Source organism: Sphingomonas suaedae (genome assembly GCF_007833215.1).
Lineage (GTDB): Bacteria > Pseudomonadota > Alphaproteobacteria > Sphingomonadales > Sphingomonadaceae > Sphingomonas > Sphingomonas suaedae.
This window is the reverse complement of the sequence record NZ_CP042239.1, coordinates 2,085,444-2,105,156: the sequence shown is the minus strand read 5'-3', so window position 1 is coordinate 2,105,156 and position 19,713 is coordinate 2,085,444. Positions and strand designations below refer to the sequence as shown.

Sequence of the window (19,713 nt, the reverse complement as noted above, 5' to 3'; positions counted from 1 at the left end):
TCAGTCCTGGGGGCGGCGCGCGATCATCGCGTTCGCGATAAAACGCATGACCGGTTCGTCATTCTGATTGAACACGGTCATGCGCGATCGCGTCCGCCCGATCTCGGGCCGCTTCTCCGATATCCTCTTCTCGATCAACTCGGTCTCGCACCGCAGCGTGTCGCCCGGAAAGACGGGCTTGATCCAGCGTAGCTCGTCGATCCCCGAAGCGCCCAGGCCGGCCGACGGGTTTTCCTTCATATGCGCGACCAGCATCGCCATGGTCATCGCCGATGTATGCCACCCGCTCGCCGCCAGCCTCCCGAAATGCGTCCTGGCCGCTGCCTCGTCCGAAAGGTGAAAGGGCTGGGGGTCGTATTTCTCCGCAAAGGCAAGAACTTCCTCGCGCGTGACCGGATAGGAGCCGAAGCTCGCCTTGTCGCCGACCGTCAGGTCCTCGAAATATTTCATGCGATCCGTTTCAACCCGAAACCCGCTTTTTGGCAAGCGCCTCAGCGCGCGATGACGGGCGCCAGCACAGCCGGGTCGCCATCGATATCCTTCGCCTCGGGTAGCCCCGCAAGCCGCCGGATCAGCGGCGCGACATGGACATTGTCGAACGCTGGCACGGTCATGCCGCGGGTGATGTCCGGCCCATGTGCCACGAACAGCGCCGCCATCTCGGGCGCCGCCGGGTCCCACCCATGCGCGCCGCCCGGGCGCAGCGGCTCGGCGGCGGGGCGGGTCGTGATCGTCCAGCCGACCTTCGCCAGGCACAGGAAGGACGAGACGCGCGGGTTGCGCCCATAGTGAAGATGCGCCGGGATGTCGGCGCGTCGCCAGCAGCTCATATTGGGATGCGGTTTCAGCAGCGCCGCCGCCAGCGCCGCCTCGCGCCCGGGCAGCGGCTCGATCGCAGCATAGGGGCCTTCCTCGATCGTCCGGAAATCGCTCGCCGCCGCGACGGTATCGAGCTGGATTCGGCGGCTCTCGTCCACCGCCGCCATGCCATGATCGGCGACGAAGACGAGGTTGGCGGGCTGGTTTAGGCCAGCAAGTTCGCTGGTCAGCCGCCCGATCAACGCGTCGATCTCCGCTACCGCCGCCGTCGTTTCGGGCGCGTCCGGACCGAAATGGTGTCCGGCCGTGTCGATCGTGTCGAAATACAGCCCCAGCAGCTTGGGCCGGGTCGCTGTCGGACGGCGCAGCCAGTCGATGATCGAATCGACCCGCTGGCGCCCGTTCACTGCCATGCCGAATGCCTGCCAGTCGTGTGGACGGGTGCCGCCGATCTCGATCCCCGATCCGGGCCAGAACATCACCGCGCTCTGCACCCCGGCCTTTTCGGCGGCGTTCCAGACCGGCTCGCCCTGGTCCCACCAATAGGGCTGTTCGGAGCGCATGGTGAACACCTCGCCCGGCCGCGCCGGATCCTCGAACCGGTTGGCGACGATGCCGTGGCGGTCGGGGCGCTTGCCGGTGACGAGCGTGTAGAAATTGGGAAAGGTCTTGGTCGGAAACGACGCCCGCATCGTTCCGCGCGCGCCCTCCGCCGCCAGCTTCGACAGCACCGGCGTGACCCCGCGGTCGAGATAATCGGGGCGAAACCCGTCGATCCCGATCAGGATCGTCACCGGAGCGCGCACCTCCGCTGCGGGAGCGGGCGGCACCGGCGCGATCGCGGCGGGGGTGGTGCAAGCATAGAGAAGGGCGGCACAGGCGGCCGCCGCCATGGGTCTGATCCAACGCATGACGGCGGCCCTAACCGCCCGAGATGACAGAAGCGAGTCAGTCGCCCAGCGTCAGCTTGGCGAATCCGGTCGCGCTCACCGGACTGTCGCCATAATAGGGATTGAGCGCATCCGGCTTGGCATAGGCCGCGACCGATCCGCCCAGCGCCAGTGTCACCTTGTCCGCCAGCGGAATGCGATAGGCATAGCCGCCCTCGAACCGCGCGACACGAAACGGCCGGTCGTGCAGGGGGTGGCCGTGCTCGGGAAACAGTTCGTCGTTGCGCACCAGTTCGGCGCGGCCGAAGATGCTGTGCCGCGCATCCACGTCCCAATTCGCCTCCGCCACCCAGGCGCTGAGCACGTCGCCGGGGATGCGATTCTTCGCCGACCAGGCGAGCGTCGCCGACAGGCCGCCGCGCGCATAATGGACGCTGGCGGTGGTCCGCGCCTCGTCATTGCCGCCGTGCAGCGCCTCGGGGCTTTCCAGGCGTCCGTGGCTCACCTGCACCGCCCAGTTGGGCGAAGGGGTAAAGGTTGCACGCAGGCTCCACGAATCGAGCTTGATCGGATCGAAGCCCCAGCGTTCCTCGTCCGGCTCGCGCCCCTTGAACGCCGATGCCTCGATCTGGAACGCCCGCGCGCGAACGCCCGCAGTCGCCACGCCATAGGTGATGTGCGTCGAATCGAACCAGTGATGCGCGATCGGCGACATCGTCTGATAGCGCGCGGAGCGGCGGTGCATGAAGGCGGGCGGCCCCAGCGCAGGCTCGCCGACCGGCCCGCCATAGAGGAAGGCGGTGGCGCCGGGGGCGACGTCGACCTCGACCCGCGCGGCGAGCTCCATGAACAGGTCGTGCGGATGCTGGCGATCGACCAGCGCGCGGCCATTGGCGGTCTCACCCGCCGCGAACAGGTTCGGATAGCCGCGCCGTCCCATCAGCGGGTCGAGGCTGAACATGCCGCGCAGTTCGATCCGTGCTGAGTCGCCCAGCGGACGGCTGGCCGTGACCATGCCCATCGACTGGACGAACGCCATGTCGTCGCCGCGCGGGCCGCCCTGGCTGGTGACGGCGCCCCAGGCATAGCCATGCGCCATCAGCATCCAGTCCCCGGTCATGGCGTGCAAGCCGCCATGCTGGCCTCCCTCTGCCGCAGGGAGCAGCGCGGTGCCGGACGCGACCTGCGCATTTGGCTTCGGGGTCTCCGAACCCGGCTTTGGCGTGGCGCCATGGTGCATATGCTGGGCTGGAGCCGGGGCGGGGGTCGGCGAAGGGGAGGGCGCAGGCGCGTCCATCTTGTGCTGATTATGGTCGTGTTGCTGCGCTGCCGCCGCAACGGGCGGCGGCGTCGCCGCCATCAGGGCAGCGACCGTCATTCGGTATTTCATCGTCAATCTCCGGGTCTGATCGGGTGGAGCGGGACAATCGCCCGCAGCCGGTCAGGCGCGCGGAGGGGGCGGCTCGGGCGTCAGCACCGCTCCGGTCAGGCCACGGTGCGGCCCTGCCATCGCATGGGATTGCGGCGCGGCGCGCCACGCGGCGACCGCCGCCGTCTTCAGCGTCGATGGCGCGATACAGCCGACGCACAGCGCTTTGCCCATCACGGGCGGCGCTTCGGGTTGGGGGGCGGGTGTATCATGCCCCGTCGGCATCGCCATTTCGCTCATCTCATGGCACGCCGGTGCCGCCGCCGAGGGGGCGGGCAGGGTGCCCAGCATCAATGCGAGCAGGATGAACAGCCGAAGAAGCATCGCCCGCCCGTAGCATTGCCGCGCGCAGTGCGACAACCTAGCTTGCACATATGTCGCCGCCCGATCTCGCCGCCGCTCTGCGCAAGCGCCTGATCGGCGTCATCCGCGCCACCTTCAACGATCAGGAAAAGGGCGAAACCCCGGTCCAGCGTAGCGACGACGCGCTGTTCCCGCGCGACAGCGTCACCTGGCGCGTCCATGGCGACGTCACCACAATGATGGTCGGCGGCGTTGCCTCGCTGTTGCTGCAGATGCTGCACCCGGCGGTGCTGGCGGGCGTGTGGGACCATAGCGCCTTTCGCAAGGACATGCTCGGCCGCCTGCGCCGCACCGCGCGCTTCATCGCCGAGACGACCTATGCCGAGCGCAGCATCGCCGAAGCGACGATCGCCAGGGTGCGCGCGGTGCATGAGCGCGTCGGTGGCACGCTCCCCGACGGCACCCCCTATCGCGCGGACGATCCGGAGTTGTTGGCATGGGTCCATGTCACCGAAATGTCGAGCTTCCTTGCCGCGTGGCAGCGCTATGGGGTGCCGATTAGCCGCGCTCAGGAGGACGTCTACTATGCCGAAACCGCGCGGATTGCCGAAGCACTGGGCGCGGACCCGGTCCCGCGCAGCCGGGATGAGGCAGCGGCGCTGATCGCCGCGATGCGCCCGCAACTGGCGGTGGACGATCGCACGCGCGAGGTGGCGCATTTCCTGCTCGGCCATCCACCCACCAGCCTGGCAATGGCGCCGGCACAGGCGGCGATTTTCGGGGCCGCGATCGATCTGCTCCCGGACTGGGCACGGACGATGCACGGGCTAAAACGCCCGCCTGCGACGCCGCTGGTGCGCGGCTCGACGCTCGCGATTGCCAAGACGTTCCGCTGGGCGTTCGGCTGAGCCTCAGCGCGGCGGCAGAATCTCGATATCAACCCGTCGCATCCGCCGTGGCGCGCGCAGCGCTTCCGCGTTGCGCGCGGTGCCATAGTCGAGCGTCACCCGAGCCGGATCGACGCCCAGCGCCTCCAGCCGCGCGCGGACGGCCTGCCCGATCAGCGTATTGCCGGACTGCTGCGTCCCGGGGATCGGCGGCCCGTAATAGGTCGCCCGCAGCGCCACGCTTCCGCCCGTCCGCGCGACCAGCATCGCAACATGCTCGACGAGCCGCTCCGCCGCGGGGGTCAACGCGGCATCGCCGCTGTCGAAATAGGCGGTGAAACGCCGTTGTTCGGGCGGCCATGCGAAGGGTGCCGTTTGCGTGGCGCGCCAGGCCACCGCGACATGCTGGCGGAACGCGGCGCGATAGAGCCGGGCGGCACCGGCAGGATCGCCGCCATCCTTGCCCGCACCCAGCCGCTTCCGCGCGCCTGCCACCCCCTGCCGGCTCTGCGACCAGGCAGCCGGGATGTCGGTCGCCGCCCGGTAGCGGGCGAGCGTGGTGCGGCCGCCGATCACCTCGGGAAGGTCGATACCGAATTCGCCCGCGCGCACGTCGATCGCCCATTCGGCACGATCCGCAGAGGCGGAGATCGTCCCGGTGGCCAGCTCGGCAAGCATCAGAACATGCTTTGCGTCGGGGGCGTCGGGCGCGAGCCTGCCCCCCGAACGCGCCGCCGCGAGCGCGCCCTGCTGGTCGCCGCGACGCAGCAGCACTTGCGCCAGCAGCAGCGCGCGGCGCCCTTCCGCATCGGCGAGCAGCGGGGCGTCGCGCGCAAGGTCCGGCTTCGCCGTGCTCCCCAATCGCCGCGCGCTATCTGCTTCCCCGATCGCGATCGCGCGGCGTAGCAGCGCGTCGGCTTCGGCAACATCCCCGCGCCGCAGCGCCGCAGCTCCAGCCAAGGTCAGCGCGTCGGCACTCAGTCGCCCCGCTGCGCGGCCCGCCCGCGTCTCGACGGTCAGGATCGCCTTCGCGAGCCGGTCGGCCCCATCGGTGTCGCCCTTGCCCAGCAGCGTCCGCGCCAGCCCGATCCGCATCGCGTTCAACCGCGCGTCATCGGCGGGCAATTCGGCGGACAGCGTGGCGAGCGCCCGCGTCTGAAGCGTCTCGGCGACCGCGAACGCCCCGCGATAGGTCTGGGCCACGCCCTCATTATAGTCGGCCACCGCCTGTCGGCGCGGATCGGGTCGCGTGGCCGATTGGAATGAGTCGGTGGGCTCGGTGCGCCAGAACAGTTCCCGGCGCGCCATGACCTTGATCGCGAGCAGGTCGTCAGCGAGGTCAGGCTGCCCCGCCCCCTCCGGCGAGAGCAGAAAGGTTTCCAGCCGCGCTTCGGCCAGCGGCGATCCGCGCGCCAGCAAGGCGCGGGCGAGGGCACGAATCGCGGCTGGACGCTCGGATGGACCGGCCCTCTCGGCAGCAGCGGTCGTCGCCTGCAACGAGCCGGTGGCCGGGGGGAAAAAACCTGCGATAACGCCAAGCTCCGGCGCCGTCGGCCGGGCGGCAGCGGCCGTCATCAGGGCGAGAAGCGCCACGATCAGCAGGAGCACGCGCATGGCGGCATTCTGCACCGGCGGAGCGGCGATGGAAACTGACGATGCCAGATGCGGTCTCAGTGGAACGGAGACGGCAACGGGCCGGCGCCGCCATTCAGCGGAGCTGGCTCACCTCAAACGTTAAACCGGAACAGCATCACGTCGCCGTCCTGCACGACATACTCTTTCCCTTCCGACCGCAGCTTGCCGTTGTCGCGCGCGCCGGTCTCACCGCCGAATTTGACGTAATCGTCGAACGCGATCGTCTCGGCGCGGATGAAGCCGCGTTCGAAATCGGTGTGGATCTCGCCCGCCGCCTGCGGTGCCTTGGCGCCGACATGTGTGGTCCAGGCGCGCGCTTCCTTCGGTCCGACGGTGAAGAACGTCAGCAGGTGGAGCAGGCTGTACCCGGCGCGAATCACGCGGGTCAGGCCGGTCTCCTCCAGCCCCAGTTCGGCCAGAAACTCGCCGCGTTCTTCGGCGGGCATCGTCGCGATCTCGGCCTCGATCGCCGCGGAAACGACGACGGCCTGCGCGCCCTCCGACTTGGCCTTCGCGAATACGCGCGCCGAATAGGCGTTGCCCTCGGCGGCGTGTTCCTCATTGACGTTGCAGACATAGAGGACCGGCTTGGCGGTGATCAGCTGCGCCTGCTTGAGCACGCGCGCTTCCTCGGCATCGTTGGGTTCGGCCAAACGCGCCGGCTTGCCCTCGCGCAGCAGGTCGAGCGCCTGTGCCAGCACCGTCGCGGCGACCTTCGCCTCCTTGTCGCCCTGCGCGGCCTTTTTCTGAAGGTTCGGCACGCGCTTCTCGAGGCTTTCGAGGTCGGACAGCATCAGCTCGGTCTCGACCGTCTCGGCGTCGGCGATCGGATCGACCTTGTTGTCGACATGCTGGATGTCGTCATTCTCGAAACAGCGCAGGACATGGACGATCGCGTCCACCTCGCGGATATTGCCGAGGAACTGATTGCCCAGCCCTTCGCCTTTGCTCGCGCCGCGCACCAGCCCTGCGATGTCGACGAACCCCAGCTGCGTTTCGATGATCTTGGCCGAGCCCGCGATCTTCGCCAGCGCATCCAGCCGATCGTCCGGCACCGCGACATTGCCGACATTCGGCTCGATCGTGCAGAAGGGATAATTGGCCGCCTGCGCCGCCGCGGTCTGCGTCAGCGCGTTGAAAAGCGTCGATTTGCCGACATTCGGCAGGCCGACGATGCCGCAGCGAAAGCCCATGAGTCTCTAGGTCCTGTGGTCCGGGAAAGGCGCGCAGATAGGCCGGACACGGACAAAAGGCTAGGGTCGGAACTCGATCCGGCAATTTCCTCCCCGGCCGGGGCCGGGGAGAGGATCAGCCGATATCAGCGGCAGCGGGATTTGGCGCGGCGGCGCTCGGCCCGCTTTGCCGCCTCGCCGGTGAGTTCTGCATCAGCGGCCAGTTGCGCCGCCTGGCGCTCGCGACACGCCTTGCGCGATGCATTGGTAATGAGCGGCGCCTTCCATTGGTCGTACCCAAGGGTGGGCCAGCGCTGCTGCGGCGTGAAGCTGCGGTTGGCGTCCTGATCGGCAAAGGCCTGGGCGTGCGCGGCGGTGGACAGGGCGGGGGCCATCGGAACCGCGACCGCTACGGCGATGAGTGTGGTGAGTTGGCTACGCATACAGAGCATCTCCCTATGTGCCGGATCGACCCGACCAGCGGCAGAGGCGCTGCTCCGCCAACCCAAAGTGAACATCGAAACGCTTTCGACGTCAAGTTGGCGGAGACCGGTGCCGGTCGACGCTGTTCGGCCAGCTCGGTTCAGCGGCAGCGCACATTGCCGCGATCGACCTCCCGGCCCAGCAGCGCGCCGCCGGCGCCGCCCAGGATCACGCCCAGCACATCGCCATTGCCGATCGCGCCGCCCAGAATTCCGCCAAGCGCCGCCCCGACCACCAGGCCGGTCGTGCCGTCGTTCCGGCGGCAATAATAGCGCCCGTCGCGACCCCGATAGATGCGGTCCCGACGGCTCAGGCGGCGCTCGCGATAATTGCCCTGGCGATAGGCGCGCGACGGTTCCCAATTGCGGTCGCGGCGATCGCCCTGCCAGCGATAGTCACGGCCGCGGTTGCGCCGTTCATTATATTCGCGGTCACGCTGGCGTTCGCGCTCCTGCCAGCTTTGCGCCGACGCAGTGGTCGTCATCAGCGTGGCGCTCGGAACGGAAAGCGACAGGGCCAACAGGGCTGCAAAGGCTTTACGCATGATCGTTCTCCCGAAGAATTGCTTCCCAATCGTATCACAGGCGAAATGGTTCCCGTGGAGGGGCGAGCCGAGACGAATCAGCGATAATTGAAGCTGATGCTGATCCGCTCGCTTTTGCCGGAATGGGGCATCACTTCGTGTCGCAGCCAGCTTTCCCACAGAAAGATGGTGCCCGGCGCGGGCTGCGCATAGACGAAGGTCCGCAGATCCTCGGGCGCATCGGCGCGGCGGGGCGAGGCGGCCATCAGCATCGGCAGGCGCGGGTCTTCCAGCTTCAACGCACCGGCGCCCGGCGGCACCTCGACATAGATCGTCCCGGAAACGACGCTGTGCGGATGGATATGGCCCGAATGGGCGCCGCCGGGCTTCAGGATATTTACCCAGAGACTGTCGAGCTTCAGCTTGCGCGACAGGTCGAGCGCGCAAGCGTCGGCGAAGCGCGCGACGTGGCGGTTGAGATGGCGGACCAGATCGGCAAAGCGCGGGTCGCGATCGGGCAGATCGTCGAGCGAGGCGTAGCTGGTATAGCCGCGATAGCCATGTTCTTTTGACCAGCGTTGCCCCGCCCGGTCCTGCCCCGCCAGGTCGCGACAGGCTTCGGCCAATTCCTCCAGCAATGCCGCGTCGTCGAGCGCGGTTTCGGAAAAGCGCGTGGCAAAGAGCGATCGGATCGTCATCCCGCCCGCACAGCATTTCGACGCTGCCTATGCAAGCCGGACGCTGTTGACAGCGCCCGACACCGCGTCACACTTGCGCCATCGAACGAACAGGGGAGGACGGCAAGTCCATGAAACACATCGCAATCCTTGCGCCGCTGGCGCTGCTCGCGCTCGCCGGCTGTGGCGACAATGGCGCACAGGAAAACGCTGCGGCGGAAGCGAAGGCCAGGGCGGCGGAGGCGCGCAAGGCGCAGGACCTTCAGGACGCGCTCGCACTCAACGTCCGTTGCTATGCGGCGGTCAAATGGCAGGAGCGGCTGCTCAACAGTCCGGTTCCGCGCAACATCGCGGGCGGCACGCAGCCCTTCCTCGATTATTATCGCGGCATGATTGAAAAGAAATTGGGCGATCAGGTGATCCCCGCCGATCCGCCCAAGCCGGAATTGTCCAAGGCCAATCTCGACGCCTATCTCGACTGGGCGGTGAAGGATCAGATCGACAACAACTTCACGAAGGGCGATCGTGCCCAGGCCCATGCCACCGTCACCACCTGTCTTCAAAGCGGCGCCGAATTCGGGACGGGGCCGATGGCGAAGCTCGATCCTGCCACCCGACTCGGCAAGATTCAGCAACTTCGCGCATTGCTCGCCGAACTGGGCGCGTGATCGCCGGAGCCGCCGGTGCGGTGAAACCCGCACCGGCGCTCTTCCGTTTCGCGCAGAGGCACGCTACCGCATGGCGCAAAGGCCGCGGTCACGCGGTTCGTTCATCCGGGGTACAGGCGCGGGGCGCCTTGCAGTCGGTCACGTAACAGGAGTCGCAGTATGATTCGCCGTTCAGTTCTGATTGCCAGCACCGCTGTTGCGTTGACCGTTGCGGGTTGTGGCGGCGGCGACGATCCCAGCCCGACTCCCACGCCGTCGCCCACCTCCACCGTGACGCCGACCCCGTCCCCGGTCAGCTATTCCAGCCTGCCGCTGACCACCGCGGCTGAGGTGTACACCGTCAGCGCCGCAACGAGCTTTACCGGCGATGCTTCGGCCGGGCCGGTCACGCTCGGCACCGCAGGTACCGATGCCTTCTCGAACCGTGTTCGCCTTGCGCTTCAGAGCAGCGTCACGTCAGCCCAGACCGCCGAGACGGTAGTTCGCGAAAATACCGAAGAGTCGCGCTTCACCGGTGCCGACCTGCTCGTCGTCCCGGCTCCCGCCGTCACCGAATATGTCTATCGCGAAAGCACCGCGCCGACCACGGCGGGCGCGTTCAGCCAGCTTGAGCTGCTCAACAACACCATCTCCGGCCAGGTGACGTCCGACATCGCGCTGGCGCTGTCGCGGGTCAGCTATGCCGGCTGGTGGCGTGGTGCCAGCACGACGGGCACCAAGCGGATCACTTATGGCACCTTCGGCTATCCGACCGTCATTTCCGACATGCCGACCACCGGCACGGTCAATTATACGATGCGGGTCGCGGGCCGCGCGGTTGTTTCGCCTGCCGCCGGGGCCAGCGCGGTCGACAAGCTGACGGGTACCGTCACGCTGTCGATCAACTACGCCACCGGGCTGGTGAGCCTGTCGATGGACCTCAGCCGCGTCACCGCGGGCGGCAATGTCGCCTACGGGACCTTCACCGGCACCGGCGCGATCGCCGTCGGCAACAACCAGTTCACCGGCAGCTTCGGTCCGGGCAGCACCGCAGGCGGCACCTTCCAGGGTCTCGCTTACGGTCCGCAGGCGGCCGAGATGGGCATCAGCTTCGCGATCAGCGGCGCGGTCGCGGGCGGCGACAGCCGCGCCGTCGGTGTCCTGGTCGGCAAGAAGAGCTGATCGGGCCGACTCGCAATCAACGAAAAAGGCCGGGGAGACCCGGCCTTTTTTATGTGCTTCAGGGCGCCTGATTCAGCCGCAGCGCGATGTCGTTCATGAACCGCGCATCGTCCCCCTTGGCCAGCCACTCGGCCTCCGCCGCGATCGCGCCGAGCAGGTCGGACAGGTCCTCGATTTCGGCCTTCGCATAATTGCCGAGCACATAGCCCGTTACCCGGTCCTTGTGTCCCGGATGGCCGATGCCGATTCGCACGCGGCGAAACTCGGGCCCGATATGCTGGATCGCGCTGCGAATGCCATTCTGCCCGGCCGCGCCGCCGCCGCGTTTCACCTTGACCTTGAACGGCGCCAGATCGAGCTCGTCGTGAAACACGGTCACGTCCTCGGGCGCCAGCTTGTAGAAATCCATCGCCGCGCGAATCGCCCGGCCGCTCTCGTTCATGTAGGTTGCGGGCTTGAGCAGCAGGATCTTGTCGCCGCCGATCCGCCCCTCCTGCACCCAGCCCTGGAATTTCTTCGCGGGCGCGGTGAAGCCATGGACCTCCGCGATCGCGTCGGCAGCCATGAATCCGACATTGTGGCGGTTCATCGCATAGTCCGGTCCGGGATTGCCGAGCCCCACCCACAATTGCATCGTACAACTCCTATGGCAGCGGGCCGGTACCGCGACCGCTAAAACGCAGATCGCCCCCGCACCATGTCGATGCGGAGGCGATCCAGATCAACCCGAAGTCGGGCGTTCGGCTTATTCGCCGTCCGTCGCTTCGTCCTCGGCGCCCGCTTCATCAGCAGGCGCTTCGGCCGCGGCGTCCGCTTCGGCTGCCGCTTCGCCCTCTTCGGACTTCAGCGCCGACGGAGCGACGATCGTGGCGATGGTGAAATCGCGGTCGTCGATCGCGCTGGCCACGCCCTTGGGCAGCGTAACCGACGAGATGTGCAGCGAATCGCCGACTTCATAGCCCTTGAGCGAGATGGTGATCTCGCTGGGGATCTCGGCCGCGTCGCACACCAGCTCCAGCTCGTGGCGGACGATGTTGAGCACGCCGCCCTTTTTGAGACCCGGCGATGCGGCTTCGTCGGCGAACACCACCGGCACCGCAACGGTGACCTTGGCGTGTTCGGAGATGCGCAGGAAATCGACATGGACCGGACGTTCGGTCACCACGTCGAGCGCGACGTCCTTGGGAAGCGTGCGAACCGCCTTGCCGCCCACGCCTTCGATCATCACGACCGAATTCATGAAGTGGCCGGTGTGCAGCGCCTTCATCAGGGCGCGCTCTTCCAGGTGGATGCTCGTCGGTTCCTTGTTGTCGCCATAGATCACGGCGGGGACGCGGCCTTCACGACGCAGCGCCCGGGAGGCTCCCTTGCCAACCCGGTCGCGCGTCTCGGCCGACAGCGTAAGCGTGTCGCTCATATGTCGTTCCAATGCGCTAAAGTGTTTCCAATTCCGCCCAGGCCTCCAGGGATGACCCTGACCGGAAGCGCGCGCCTATAGGCAGACGAGCGGAAAAAGGCAACAAAATCCTCCCCGGCACGGGGAGGGGGACCATGCGCAGCATGGTGGAGGGGGCGCGAGGCAAGCGAATTGCTTCGAGGAGGGTCCCCTCCGTCAGCGCTACGCGCTGCCACCTCCCCGTGTCGGGGAGGATCTAATACACCACCCGCTCGACCGTCAGCCCCTTCTCGCCCAGCAGGTCCTGCACGCTGCCCCTGCCCGCCAGATGCCCGGCACCCACCGCGAAAAACACCGTGCCCGGCTGATCCATCCGCGCCGCGACCCAATCGGCGAAGCGCGCATTGCGCCGCGTAATCAGCGCCTCGGCAACCTCAGGTGCGGCCTGCGCGGTGCGGTTCATCTCCGCCCCCACGCTCTCGGCATCGCCCTTCGCCCAGGCCGCGACGAACCGGTCCAGCCGCGCCTTGGTCCCCGGCAGCGCCTTCACCGTCGCGTCGAGCATCGCGCTCTGCGCCGCGCCGGGGAGCCCGTCGAACAGCATCAGCTGCCCCCGCGCCGATTCCAGCGCCTTGACCGGCTTGCCCGCATCCTCCGCAGCGTCGGATAGCGCCGCCTCGACCCCTTGCGCGTTGCAATAGCCCGCCTTGGTCACCGCCAACTGGTTCAGCGTGATCGCCGCCAGCCATGGTTCCTGCTTGTCGATCGCGCCCTCGGGCATTCCCAGGTCGCGCGCCGCCGCGTCGACCTCGGGCGCAAAAGGCGGGCCGCCGCGCGTGCCGAGCTGCGCGGTCAGCGCCGCGATCGCATTCGGATCGGGCCGGGCAATCTCCAGAACCACCTCGTCGCTTGCATCGAACGCCTCGCGAATACCCTCGTCGAACCAGTTCATGCCCGGTTTCAGTACATGGATCGTCCCGAACAGATAGATGGTGGTGTCCTCATCCTTGACCACCCACAAGGCGGGATCGGCATCCTCGCCGAGCAGCGAACAGCTGGAAAGCAACAGGGCGGCAAGGGGGACGATCAAACGCTTCAACATGATCCGGCCCCCAAAGCCGCCCGCGCCTCCCACGTCAACCGCAGTTGACCCTGCATCGCCCTTTCGCCAAAGCCCGGCCCCATGACCACGCCGCTCAGCTTCCAGGGCATGATCCTGCGCCTCCATGACTATTGGAGCCAGCGCGGCTGCCTGATCCTGCAACCCTATGACATGCGCATGGGCGCGGGCACGTTCCACACCGCGACGACGCTGCGCGCGCTCGGCCCAGATCCGTGGAACGCCGCCTTCGTCCAGCCCTGCCGCCGCCCGACCGACGGCCGCTATGGCGAAAACCCCAACCGGCTCCAGCATTATTACCAGTACCAGGTGATCCTGAAGCCCAGCCCGCCCGACCTTCAGGAACTCTATCTCGGCAGCCTGACCGCGATCGGCATCGATCCGCTCAAGCACGATATCCGCTTCGTCGAGGATGACTGGGAATCCCCCACGCTCGGCGCCTGGGGTCTTGGCTGGGAAGTGTGGTGCGACGGCATGGAAGTCACCCAGTTCACCTATTTCCAGCAAATGGGCGGCTTCGACTGCAAGCCGGTGGCGGGCGAACTGACCTACGGCCTCGAACGCCTCGCCATGTACATCCAGAACAAGGACAGCGTGTACGACCTCGCGTTCAACGACGCGCAGGATGGCAAGCCCGACTTCACCTATGGCGACGTCTTCCTCGAAAACGAACGCCAGATGTCGAAATATAATTTCGAGGTCGCCGATACCGACACTTTGTTCGAGGGCTTCCGCAAGGCGATGGCCGAGTGCGAGAACTGCCTCGCCCACAACATCCCCATCGCCGCCTATGAACAGGCGATCGAGGCGAGCCATCTGTTCAACCTGCTCCAGGCCCGCGGGGTCATCTCGGTCGCCGAGCGCCAGGCCTATATCGGCCGCGTCCGCGATCTCGCGAAGGGCAGCTGCGCGGCATGGATGGAGAAGAACGGGTGGAGCGCGTGACCGCAAATCCTCCCCGGCACGGGGAGGGGGACCGCGCGAAGCGCGGTGGAGGGGGCGTGCGGCAAATGCTTCGGCCAGAGGTTTCCGCTGCGCGTCGTCTTCGCCGGGAGATGAGCCTGTCCGAGGTGCTTCTTTGGCAAAGGCTGCGCGATCGGGGCGATAGACCGTCATTCCGCCGCCAGCACCCAATCGGGCCTTATGTCGCCGACTTCTATTGCCCCGCGGCACGCCTCGTGATCGAGATTGACGGCGAGGTTCATGCGGATACCGCCCGGATTGCCTTCGACGACCGCCGCGATCAATTCCTGCAAGAGAATGGATATCAAGTGCTGCGCTTTACCGCTGCCGATGTGCTGAAAGATGTGGACGCTGCCGCAAACGCGATCGTCTCGCTTGCCGCGCTCCCCCTCCACCCCCAGCCTGCGGCTGGCGGTCCCCCTCCCCGTGCCGGGGAGGATTTCTGATGACCAACTTCCTTCTTGAACTCCGCTCCGAAGAAATTCCCGCGCGAATGCAAGACAAGGCGCGCGAGGATCTCGCCCGCCTGTTCGCCGCCGAGCTCGACAAGGCGGGCCTCAAGGCCGCCGAGCACGTCACCTACGCCACCCCGCGCCGCCTCGCGCTGATCGCGCGCGACCTGCCCGAACAGACGCAGGCCGTCAGCGAGGAGCTGAAGGGCCCCCCCGCCGACGCGCCCGACGCCGCGGTCGAGGGGTTCCTGCGCAAGGCGGGCCTGACTCGCGACGCGCTCGAAACGCGCGACGTCAAGGGCCGCGCCACCCTGTTCGCGGTGATCGACAAGCCCGGCCGCGCCACCGCCGACGTCCTCGCCGAAGCGATCCCCGCCATCGTCCGCGCCTTCCCCTGGCCCAAGTCGATGCGCTGGGGCGACGCCTCGCTCAGCACCGAAAGCCTGCGCTGGGTCCGCCCGCTGCAGGGCATCGTCGCATTGTTCGGCGAGCAGATCGTCGACTGCGAAGTCGCGGGCGTCCGCTCGGGCGCCGCGACGGTCGGCCACCGCTTCCACCATCCCGGCGTCATCACCATCGGCTCGGCCGCGGACTATGTCGAAAAGCTGCGCGCCTGCCACGTCATCGTCGACCAGAATGAACGCCGCGTCACCATCGCGCTCGGCGCGAAGATGGCGGCGAACAAGGCGGGGCTGACGCTGGTCGAGGACGAGGCGCTGGTGTCCGAAAATGCCGGCCTCACCGAATGGCCGGTGCCGCTGCTCGGCCGCTTCGACGCGGCATTCCTCGACGTGCCACCCGAGGTGATCCAGCTCACCGCGCGCGTGAACCAGAAATATTTTGTCTGTACGAATGCGGATGGCAAGCTCGCCAACGCCTTCATCTGCACCGCCAACATCGACGCCGCGGACGGCGGCGAGCGGATCGTCGCGGGCAACCAGAAGGTTCTCACCGCGCGGCTGAGCGACGCGCGCTTCTTCTACGAGACCGATCTCAAGACGAAGCTCGACGACCTGCATCCCAGGCTCGAAAAGATCGTCTTCCACGAAAAGCTGGGCACGGTGGCCGACAAGGTCGACCGCGTTGCCAAACTGGCGCGGTGGCTGGTGGAAGAGGGGATCGTAAAGCCCTCTCCCCTTCAGGGGAGAGGGTTGGGAGAGGGGGACTCTCCTCAAGCCCAGTCGCCTGCGGATATGCCCCTCTCCCCGCCCCTCTCCCCTGAAGGGGAGAGGGAGAGATTGGCGGACCTCGCCGAACGCGCCGCGCGCCTGTGCAAGGCGGACCTCGTCACCGGGATGGTCGGCGAATTCCCCGAGCTACAGGGCCTGATGGGCGGCTATTACGCCGCCGCACAGGGCGAAGACCCGGCAGTCGCCGCCGCGATCCGCGACCATTACAAGCCGGTCGGACAGGGGGATGAGGTGCCGTCCGCGCCGGTCACGGTGGCGGTGTCGCTGGCGGATAAGCTGGATACGTTGGTGAGCTTTTACTTTATCAACGAGCGCCCAACGGGTTCAAAGGATCCATTCGCACTCAGAAGGGCGGCTTTGTCAGTCATTCTTCTTCTCACGCGAAATGGCTTGCGGTTGCCATTCGGTCGCGCGGTCGTCGAGGCTGTGGATCCGGCAATTGAACGTGTCGCGACGCCATTTGAGAACCTTGGCGACGAACTCACTCCGCTCTTTAAGCGCGTTACGGAGATGCCGAGCGAGTTGGTGCATTCATTGATGGCGTCAGCTCAATCCGAGGCAGATGAGTTCAAAGAGCGTTTCCGCAAGCAGTTTGCTGATACATATTTCGGATTGTTGTCTTTCTTCGCCGACCGCCTCAAGGTCCAGCAGCGCGAAGCCGGCGTTCGCCACGACCTGATCGACGCAGTCTTCGCCCTTGGCGGCGAGGACGATCTCGTCCGCCTGCTCGCCCGCGTCCATGCGCTCCAGGCGTTCATGGCGACCGAGGACGGCGCCAACCTCCTCGCCGGCTACAAGCGCGCCGCGAATATCCTGAAGAAGGAAGGCGGCGTGCCCGAGGGGGCGGGGGCCAATGCGTCGCCCGAACCGGCCGAAGCGGCGCTCATCGCCGCGCTCGACGTCGCCGAGCCGAAGGCTGCGGACGCGGTCGAGGCGGAGGAGTTCGAAGGGGCGATGGCGGCGCTCGCCACCCTGCGCGCGCCGATCGATGCGTTCTTCGCAGATGTAACGGTCAACGACAGCGATCCTGCGAAGCGTGCCGCGCGCCTCGCTTTGCTGGGCCGGATGCGGGACGCGGTGCATCGGGTTGCGGATTTCGGGAAGATCGAGGGGTAAGGCTACTTAGCCCCACCCCTTCAGGGGAGGGGCTAAGTTTGCCTCGCCCCACCCGCAAATTTCACATCGCTGTAGCATTTCTTCCCCCTGACAACGTCGGACAGACCCTTCCCCCTTGTTCGCACCTGCGGTAGGCCGCGCGCCAAGTCACGGAAGGGGTTCGAATGACTCGCTATGTGTACCGCTTCGGCGGGAATGTTTCCGACGGCGGCCAGGGGGACAAGAATCTGCTCGGCGGCAAGGGCGCGAACCTCGACGGGATGGCGTCGATCGGCCTGCCGGTCCCTCCCGGCTTCACCATCGCGACCCCGGTCTGCGCGCTCTATTACGACAATGGCGAGCGCTTCCCCGACAGCCTGAAGGCAGAGGTCGCCACCGGCATCGCCCATATCGAGGGCATTACCGAGAAGAAGTTCGGCGACGCCGCCGATCCTTTGCTCGTCTCGGTCCGCTCGGGCGCGCGCGTCTCGATGCCGGGCATGATGGACACCGTCCTAAACCTCGGCCTCAATGACGAAACCGTCGTCGGCCTTGCGGAGATCAGCGGCGACCCGCGCTTCGCCTGGGACAGCTATCGCCGCTTCATCCAGATGTATTCCGACGTCGTGCTCGAACTCGACCATGGCCGGTTCGAGGAAGCGCTGGAGATCGCCAAGGAGGATAATGGCTACACTCTCGATACCGAGCTGACCGCGAAGGACTGGCAGAAGCTGGTCGAGGAATACAAGGCGATCGTGGTCGAGCTGTGGGGCAAGCCCTTCCCGCAGGACGTGCACGACCAGCTATGGGGCGCGATCGGCGCGGTGTTCGGATCGTGGCAGTCGGAGCGCGCGAAGGTCTATCGCCGTCTCAACGACATCCCGGGCGACTGGGGCACCGCGGTCAACGTCCAGGCGATGGTGTTCGGTAATATGGGCGAAACCTCGGCGACCGGCGTCGCCTTCACCCGCGACCCCGCGACCGGCGAGAATGCCTATTATGGCGAGTTCCTGATCAACGCGCAGGGTGAGGACGTGGTCGCGGGCATCCGCACCCCGCAATATCTCACCCGCGCCGCGCGCGAGCGGGCAGGGGCCAAGCCGCTGTCGATGGAAGAGGCGATGCCGGAGGTGTACGCCCAGCTCGCCGCGGTGTTCGAGACGCTCGAGAAACACTATCGCGACATGCAAGACATCGAGTTTACCGTCGAACGCGGCAAATTGTGGATGCTGCAGACGCGCTCGGGCAAGCGCACCGCGAAGGCGGCGCTCAAGATCGCGATCGACATGGCGAACGAAGGACTGATCACGCGCGAGGAAGCGATCCTGCGCGTCGATCCGGCGGCGCTCGACCAGCTGCTCCACCCGACGCTCGACCCCGATGCGCCGCGCGACGTGCTGACCAAGGGCCTTCCCGCCTCGCCCGGCGCGGCATCGGGCATCGCGGTATTCGACAGCGACACCGCCGAGAAGCGCGCTGCGGCGGGCGAGTCGGTGATCCTGGTCCGCGTCGAGACCAGCCCGGAGGACATTCACGGGATGCACGCCGCCAAGGGCATCCTCACGGCGCGGGGCGGAATGACCAGCCATGCGGCGGTGGTCGCGCGCGGCATGGGCCGTCCCTGCGTCTCCGGCGCGGGCACGCTGTCGATCAAGGCGTCGGAAGGCGTCATGCGGATCGGCACGCGCGAGGTGCGTGAGGGCGAGGTGCTGACGATCGACGGATCGACCGGCGAAGTGATGCTCGGCGCCGTCCCGACGATCCAGCCCGAACTCGCGGGCGACTTCGGCACGCTGATGGTGTGGGCCGACGAAGTTCGGCGCCTGAAGGTGCGCACCAATGCCGAAACCCCGCTCGACTGCCGCACCGCGCGCGAGTTCGGCGCAGAGGGGATCGGCCTGTGTCGGACCGAACATATGTTCTTCGACGCCGCGCGCATCACCGCCGTGCGACAGATGATCCTGGCAAGCGACGAGGCCGGCCGCCGCGCCGCGCTGGACAAGCTGCTGCCCGAACAGCGCGCCGACTTCACCGAGATTTTTGAGGTGATGGCGGGCCTGCCCTGCACGATCCGCCTGCTCGATCCGCCGCTCCACGAATTCCTGCCGCACGAGGAATCCGAGTTCGAGGAAGTGGCCAAGGCCGCCGGGCTCGATGTCGAGACGCTGCGCCGCCGCGCCGCCGAACTGCACGAGTTCAACCCGATGCTCGGCCATCGCGGCTGCCGTCTCGGCGTGACCTATCCCGAAATCTACGAGATGCAGGCGCGCGCGATCTTCGAGGCGGCGTGCGACGTTGCCGAGAAATCGGGCGCCGCGCCCGTACCGGAAGTGATGATCCCGCTGGTCGGCACGCGCCGCGAGCTCGAGCTGATGAAGAATGTCGTCGACCGGGCCGCGCAGGCGGTCTTCGCCGACAAGGGCCGCACCATCGACTATCTGGTCGGCACGATGATCGAACTGCCCCGCGCCTGCCTGCGCGCCGGGGAGATTGCCGAGGTCGGCGAATTCTTCAGCTTCGGCACCAACGACCTCACGCAAACGACGCTGGGCGTCAGCCGCGACGATGCCGGGCGGTTCCTGACCACCTATGTCGAGAAGGGTATCTACGCGCGCGACCCGTTCGTCAGCATCGATGTCGAGGGCGTCGGTGAGCTGATCGGCATCGCCGCCGAGCGCGGCCGCGCGACCCGGCCTGACATCAAGCTCGGCATTTGCGGCGAGCATGGCGGCGATCCCGCCTCGATCGCCTTCTGCGAAGCCACCGGCCTCGACTATGTTTCCGCCTCGCCCTATCGCGTGCCGATCGCGCGGCTCGCTGCGGCGCAGGCTGCGCTCAGGGCTCGGTGAC

At 67.0% G+C, this 19,713-nt stretch carries 19 protein-coding genes; 7 read left to right on the top strand and 12 right to left on the bottom strand.

The annotated features are described in order from the left end of the window. The 4 genes from FPZ54_RS10025 to FPZ54_RS10010 form a co-directional block, all read right to left on the bottom strand. Positions 1 to 450 carry a MaoC family dehydratase gene (locus FPZ54_RS10025; protein ID WP_145846863.1) on the bottom strand — a complete coding sequence of 150 codons (450 nt, stop codon included), beginning with the start codon at positions 448 to 450 and terminating at the stop codon, positions 1 to 3. A gap of 41 nt (positions 451 to 491) precedes the next feature. After that, a complete protein-coding gene (locus FPZ54_RS10020; RefSeq protein ID WP_145846861.1) occupies positions 492 to 1,730 on the bottom strand; it encodes an alkaline phosphatase family protein in 1,239 nt (412 codons plus the stop codon). Between the two features lie 37 nt (positions 1,731 to 1,767). Continuing rightward, positions 1,768 to 3,087, bottom strand: a complete 1,320-nt coding sequence (locus FPZ54_RS10015; protein WP_186456722.1) for a hypothetical protein — start codon at positions 3,085 to 3,087, stop codon at positions 1,768 to 1,770. 63 nt (positions 3,088 to 3,150) lie between these two features. Further along, positions 3,151 to 3,462, bottom strand: a complete 312-nt coding sequence (locus FPZ54_RS10010) for a hypothetical protein (protein WP_145846858.1) — start codon at positions 3,460 to 3,462, stop codon at positions 3,151 to 3,153. 50 nt (positions 3,463 to 3,512) lie between these two features. On the opposite strand from FPZ54_RS10010, the gene FPZ54_RS10005 reads away from it, so the two are divergent. Beyond that, positions 3,513 to 4,349, top strand: a complete 837-nt coding sequence (locus tag FPZ54_RS10005) for an oxygenase MpaB family protein (RefSeq protein ID WP_145846856.1) — start codon at positions 3,513 to 3,515, stop codon at positions 4,347 to 4,349. Positions 4,350 to 4,352: 3 nt separating this feature from the next. Here FPZ54_RS10005 and FPZ54_RS10000 read toward each other — a convergent pair whose 3' ends face one another. The 5 genes from FPZ54_RS10000 to FPZ54_RS09980 all read right to left on the bottom strand — a co-directional run bounded on the left by FPZ54_RS10000 (position 4,353) and on the right by FPZ54_RS09980 (position 8,839). Further along, a complete protein-coding gene (locus FPZ54_RS10000; RefSeq protein ID WP_145846854.1) occupies positions 4,353 to 5,942 on the bottom strand; it encodes a hypothetical protein in 1,590 nt (529 codons plus the stop codon). A gap of 113 nt (positions 5,943 to 6,055) precedes the next feature. Then, on the bottom strand, positions 6,056 to 7,156 hold the full coding sequence (ychF, locus tag FPZ54_RS09995) for a redox-regulated ATPase YchF (protein WP_145846851.1): 1,101 nt from the start codon (positions 7,154 to 7,156) through the stop codon (positions 6,056 to 6,058). A 125-nt stretch (positions 7,157 to 7,281) separates the two neighbouring features. Beyond that, positions 7,282 to 7,578: a hypothetical protein gene (locus tag FPZ54_RS09990; protein WP_145846850.1), complete on the bottom strand. Its 297-nt coding sequence runs from the start codon at positions 7,576 to 7,578 to the stop codon at positions 7,282 to 7,284. Positions 7,579 to 7,718: 140 nt separating this feature from the next. Then, positions 7,719 to 8,162, bottom strand: coding sequence for a glycine zipper 2TM domain-containing protein (locus FPZ54_RS09985; RefSeq protein ID WP_186456721.1), 444 nt, complete (start codon positions 8,160 to 8,162; stop codon positions 7,719 to 7,721). A gap of 77 nt (positions 8,163 to 8,239) precedes the next feature. Continuing rightward, a complete protein-coding gene (locus FPZ54_RS09980; RefSeq protein ID WP_145846848.1) occupies positions 8,240 to 8,839 on the bottom strand; it encodes a TIGR02466 family protein in 600 nt (199 codons plus the stop codon). A gap of 110 nt (positions 8,840 to 8,949) precedes the next feature. Here FPZ54_RS09980 and FPZ54_RS09975 point away from each other — a divergent pair, with 110 nt between their 5' ends. Together FPZ54_RS09975 and FPZ54_RS09970 are read left to right on the top strand one after the other, a co-directional pair. Next, positions 8,950 to 9,486 carry a hypothetical protein gene (locus FPZ54_RS09975; protein WP_145846846.1) on the top strand — a complete coding sequence of 179 codons (537 nt, stop codon included), beginning with the start codon at positions 8,950 to 8,952 and terminating at the stop codon, positions 9,484 to 9,486. Between the two features lie 159 nt (positions 9,487 to 9,645). Beyond that, positions 9,646 to 10,647 carry a HupA family protein gene (locus FPZ54_RS09970; RefSeq protein ID WP_145846844.1) on the top strand — a complete coding sequence of 334 codons (1,002 nt, stop codon included), beginning with the start codon at positions 9,646 to 9,648 and terminating at the stop codon, positions 10,645 to 10,647. A 58-nt stretch (positions 10,648 to 10,705) separates the two neighbouring features. On the opposite strand, the gene pth is transcribed toward FPZ54_RS09970, so the two are convergent. From pth to FPZ54_RS09955, 3 genes are all read right to left on the bottom strand, one after another. After that, positions 10,706 to 11,281: an aminoacyl-tRNA hydrolase gene (gene pth, locus FPZ54_RS09965; RefSeq protein ID WP_145846843.1), complete on the bottom strand. Its 576-nt coding sequence runs from the start codon at positions 11,279 to 11,281 to the stop codon at positions 10,706 to 10,708. Between the two features lie 111 nt (positions 11,282 to 11,392). Beyond that, positions 11,393 to 12,064 (bottom strand): 50S ribosomal protein L25/general stress protein Ctc, encoded by a 672-nt coding sequence (locus FPZ54_RS09960; protein WP_145846841.1) that lies wholly within the window; start codon positions 12,062 to 12,064, stop codon positions 11,393 to 11,395. Positions 12,065 to 12,299: 235 nt separating this feature from the next. Beyond that, complete coding sequence (locus FPZ54_RS09955) at positions 12,300 to 13,145, bottom strand: TraB/GumN family protein (RefSeq protein ID WP_186456720.1); 846 nt, start codon at positions 13,143 to 13,145, stop codon at positions 12,300 to 12,302. A gap of 81 nt (positions 13,146 to 13,226) precedes the next feature. On the opposite strand from FPZ54_RS09955, the gene FPZ54_RS09950 reads away from it, so the two are divergent. From FPZ54_RS09950 to ppdK, 4 genes are all read left to right on the top strand, one after another. Continuing rightward, complete coding sequence (locus FPZ54_RS09950) at positions 13,227 to 14,108, top strand: glycine--tRNA ligase subunit alpha (RefSeq protein ID WP_186456719.1); 882 nt, start codon at positions 13,227 to 13,229, stop codon at positions 14,106 to 14,108. Next, positions 14,078 to 14,572 (top strand): endonuclease domain-containing protein, encoded by a 495-nt coding sequence (locus FPZ54_RS09945; RefSeq protein WP_338419505.1) that lies wholly within the window; start codon positions 14,078 to 14,080, stop codon positions 14,570 to 14,572. The genes FPZ54_RS09950 and FPZ54_RS09945 overlap by 31 nt, the downstream gene beginning before the upstream one ends. After that, on the top strand, positions 14,572 to 16,884 hold the full coding sequence (gene glyS / locus FPZ54_RS09940) for a glycine--tRNA ligase subunit beta (RefSeq protein WP_145846837.1): 2,313 nt from the start codon (positions 14,572 to 14,574) through the stop codon (positions 16,882 to 16,884). Before FPZ54_RS09945 ends, glyS begins: the two co-directional genes overlap by 1 nt. 164 nt (positions 16,885 to 17,048) lie before the next feature. Beyond that, entirely contained in the window at positions 17,049 to 19,712 is a 2,664-nt protein-coding gene (gene ppdK / locus FPZ54_RS09935) for a pyruvate, phosphate dikinase (RefSeq protein ID WP_145846835.1), read from the top strand. The last annotated feature ends 1 nt before the right edge of the window (position 19,713 follow it).

Excerpts from the sequence above, each read along its gene's own strand:
- FPZ54_RS09985 (WP_186456721.1), bottom strand. The coding sequence starts at position 8,162 with ATGCGTAAAGCCTTTGCAGCCCTGTTGGCCCTGTCGCTTTCCGTTCCG.
- FPZ54_RS10000 (WP_145846854.1), bottom strand. The coding sequence starts at position 5,942 with ATGCGCGTGCTCCTGCTGATCGTGGCGCTTCTCGCCCTGATGACGGCC.
- pth (WP_145846843.1), bottom strand. The coding sequence starts at position 11,281 with ATGCAATTGTGGGTGGGGCTCGGCAATCCCGGACCGGACTATGCGATG.
- FPZ54_RS09970 (WP_145846844.1), top strand. The coding sequence starts at position 9,646 with ATGATTCGCCGTTCAGTTCTGATTGCCAGCACCGCTGTTGCGTTGACC.
- FPZ54_RS10005 (WP_145846856.1), top strand. The coding sequence starts at position 3,513 with ATGTCGCCGCCCGATCTCGCCGCCGCTCTGCGCAAGCGCCTGATCGGC.
- FPZ54_RS10025 (WP_145846863.1), bottom strand. The coding sequence starts at position 450 with ATGAAATATTTCGAGGACCTGACGGTCGGCGACAAGGCGAGCTTCGGC.
- FPZ54_RS10010 (WP_145846858.1), bottom strand. The coding sequence starts at position 3,462 with ATGCTTCTTCGGCTGTTCATCCTGCTCGCATTGATGCTGGGCACCCTG.
- FPZ54_RS09990 (WP_145846850.1), bottom strand. The coding sequence starts at position 7,578 with ATGCGTAGCCAACTCACCACACTCATCGCCGTAGCGGTCGCGGTTCCG.
- FPZ54_RS10015 (WP_186456722.1), bottom strand. The coding sequence starts at position 3,087 with ATGACGGTCGCTGCCCTGATGGCGGCGACGCCGCCGCCCGTTGCGGCG.
- ychF (WP_145846851.1), bottom strand. The coding sequence starts at position 7,156 with ATGGGCTTTCGCTGCGGCATCGTCGGCCTGCCGAATGTCGGCAAATCG.
- FPZ54_RS09955 (WP_186456720.1), bottom strand. The coding sequence starts at position 13,145 with ATGTTGAAGCGTTTGATCGTCCCCCTTGCCGCCCTGTTGCTTTCCAGC.
- FPZ54_RS10020 (WP_145846861.1), bottom strand. The coding sequence starts at position 1,730 with ATGCGTTGGATCAGACCCATGGCGGCGGCCGCCTGTGCCGCCCTTCTC.
- FPZ54_RS09945 (WP_338419505.1), top strand. The coding sequence starts at position 14,078 with ATGGATGGAGAAGAACGGGTGGAGCGCGTGACCGCAAATCCTCCCCGG.
- FPZ54_RS09950 (WP_186456719.1), top strand. The coding sequence starts at position 13,227 with ATGACCACGCCGCTCAGCTTCCAGGGCATGATCCTGCGCCTCCATGAC.
- FPZ54_RS09960 (WP_145846841.1), bottom strand. The coding sequence starts at position 12,064 with ATGAGCGACACGCTTACGCTGTCGGCCGAGACGCGCGACCGGGTTGGC.
- FPZ54_RS09980 (WP_145846848.1), bottom strand. The coding sequence starts at position 8,839 with ATGACGATCCGATCGCTCTTTGCCACGCGCTTTTCCGAAACCGCGCTC.
- FPZ54_RS09975 (WP_145846846.1), top strand. The coding sequence starts at position 8,950 with ATGAAACACATCGCAATCCTTGCGCCGCTGGCGCTGCTCGCGCTCGCC.
- glyS (WP_145846837.1), top strand. The coding sequence starts at position 14,572 with ATGACCAACTTCCTTCTTGAACTCCGCTCCGAAGAAATTCCCGCGCGA.
- ppdK (WP_145846835.1), top strand. The coding sequence starts at position 17,049 with ATGACTCGCTATGTGTACCGCTTCGGCGGGAATGTTTCCGACGGCGGC.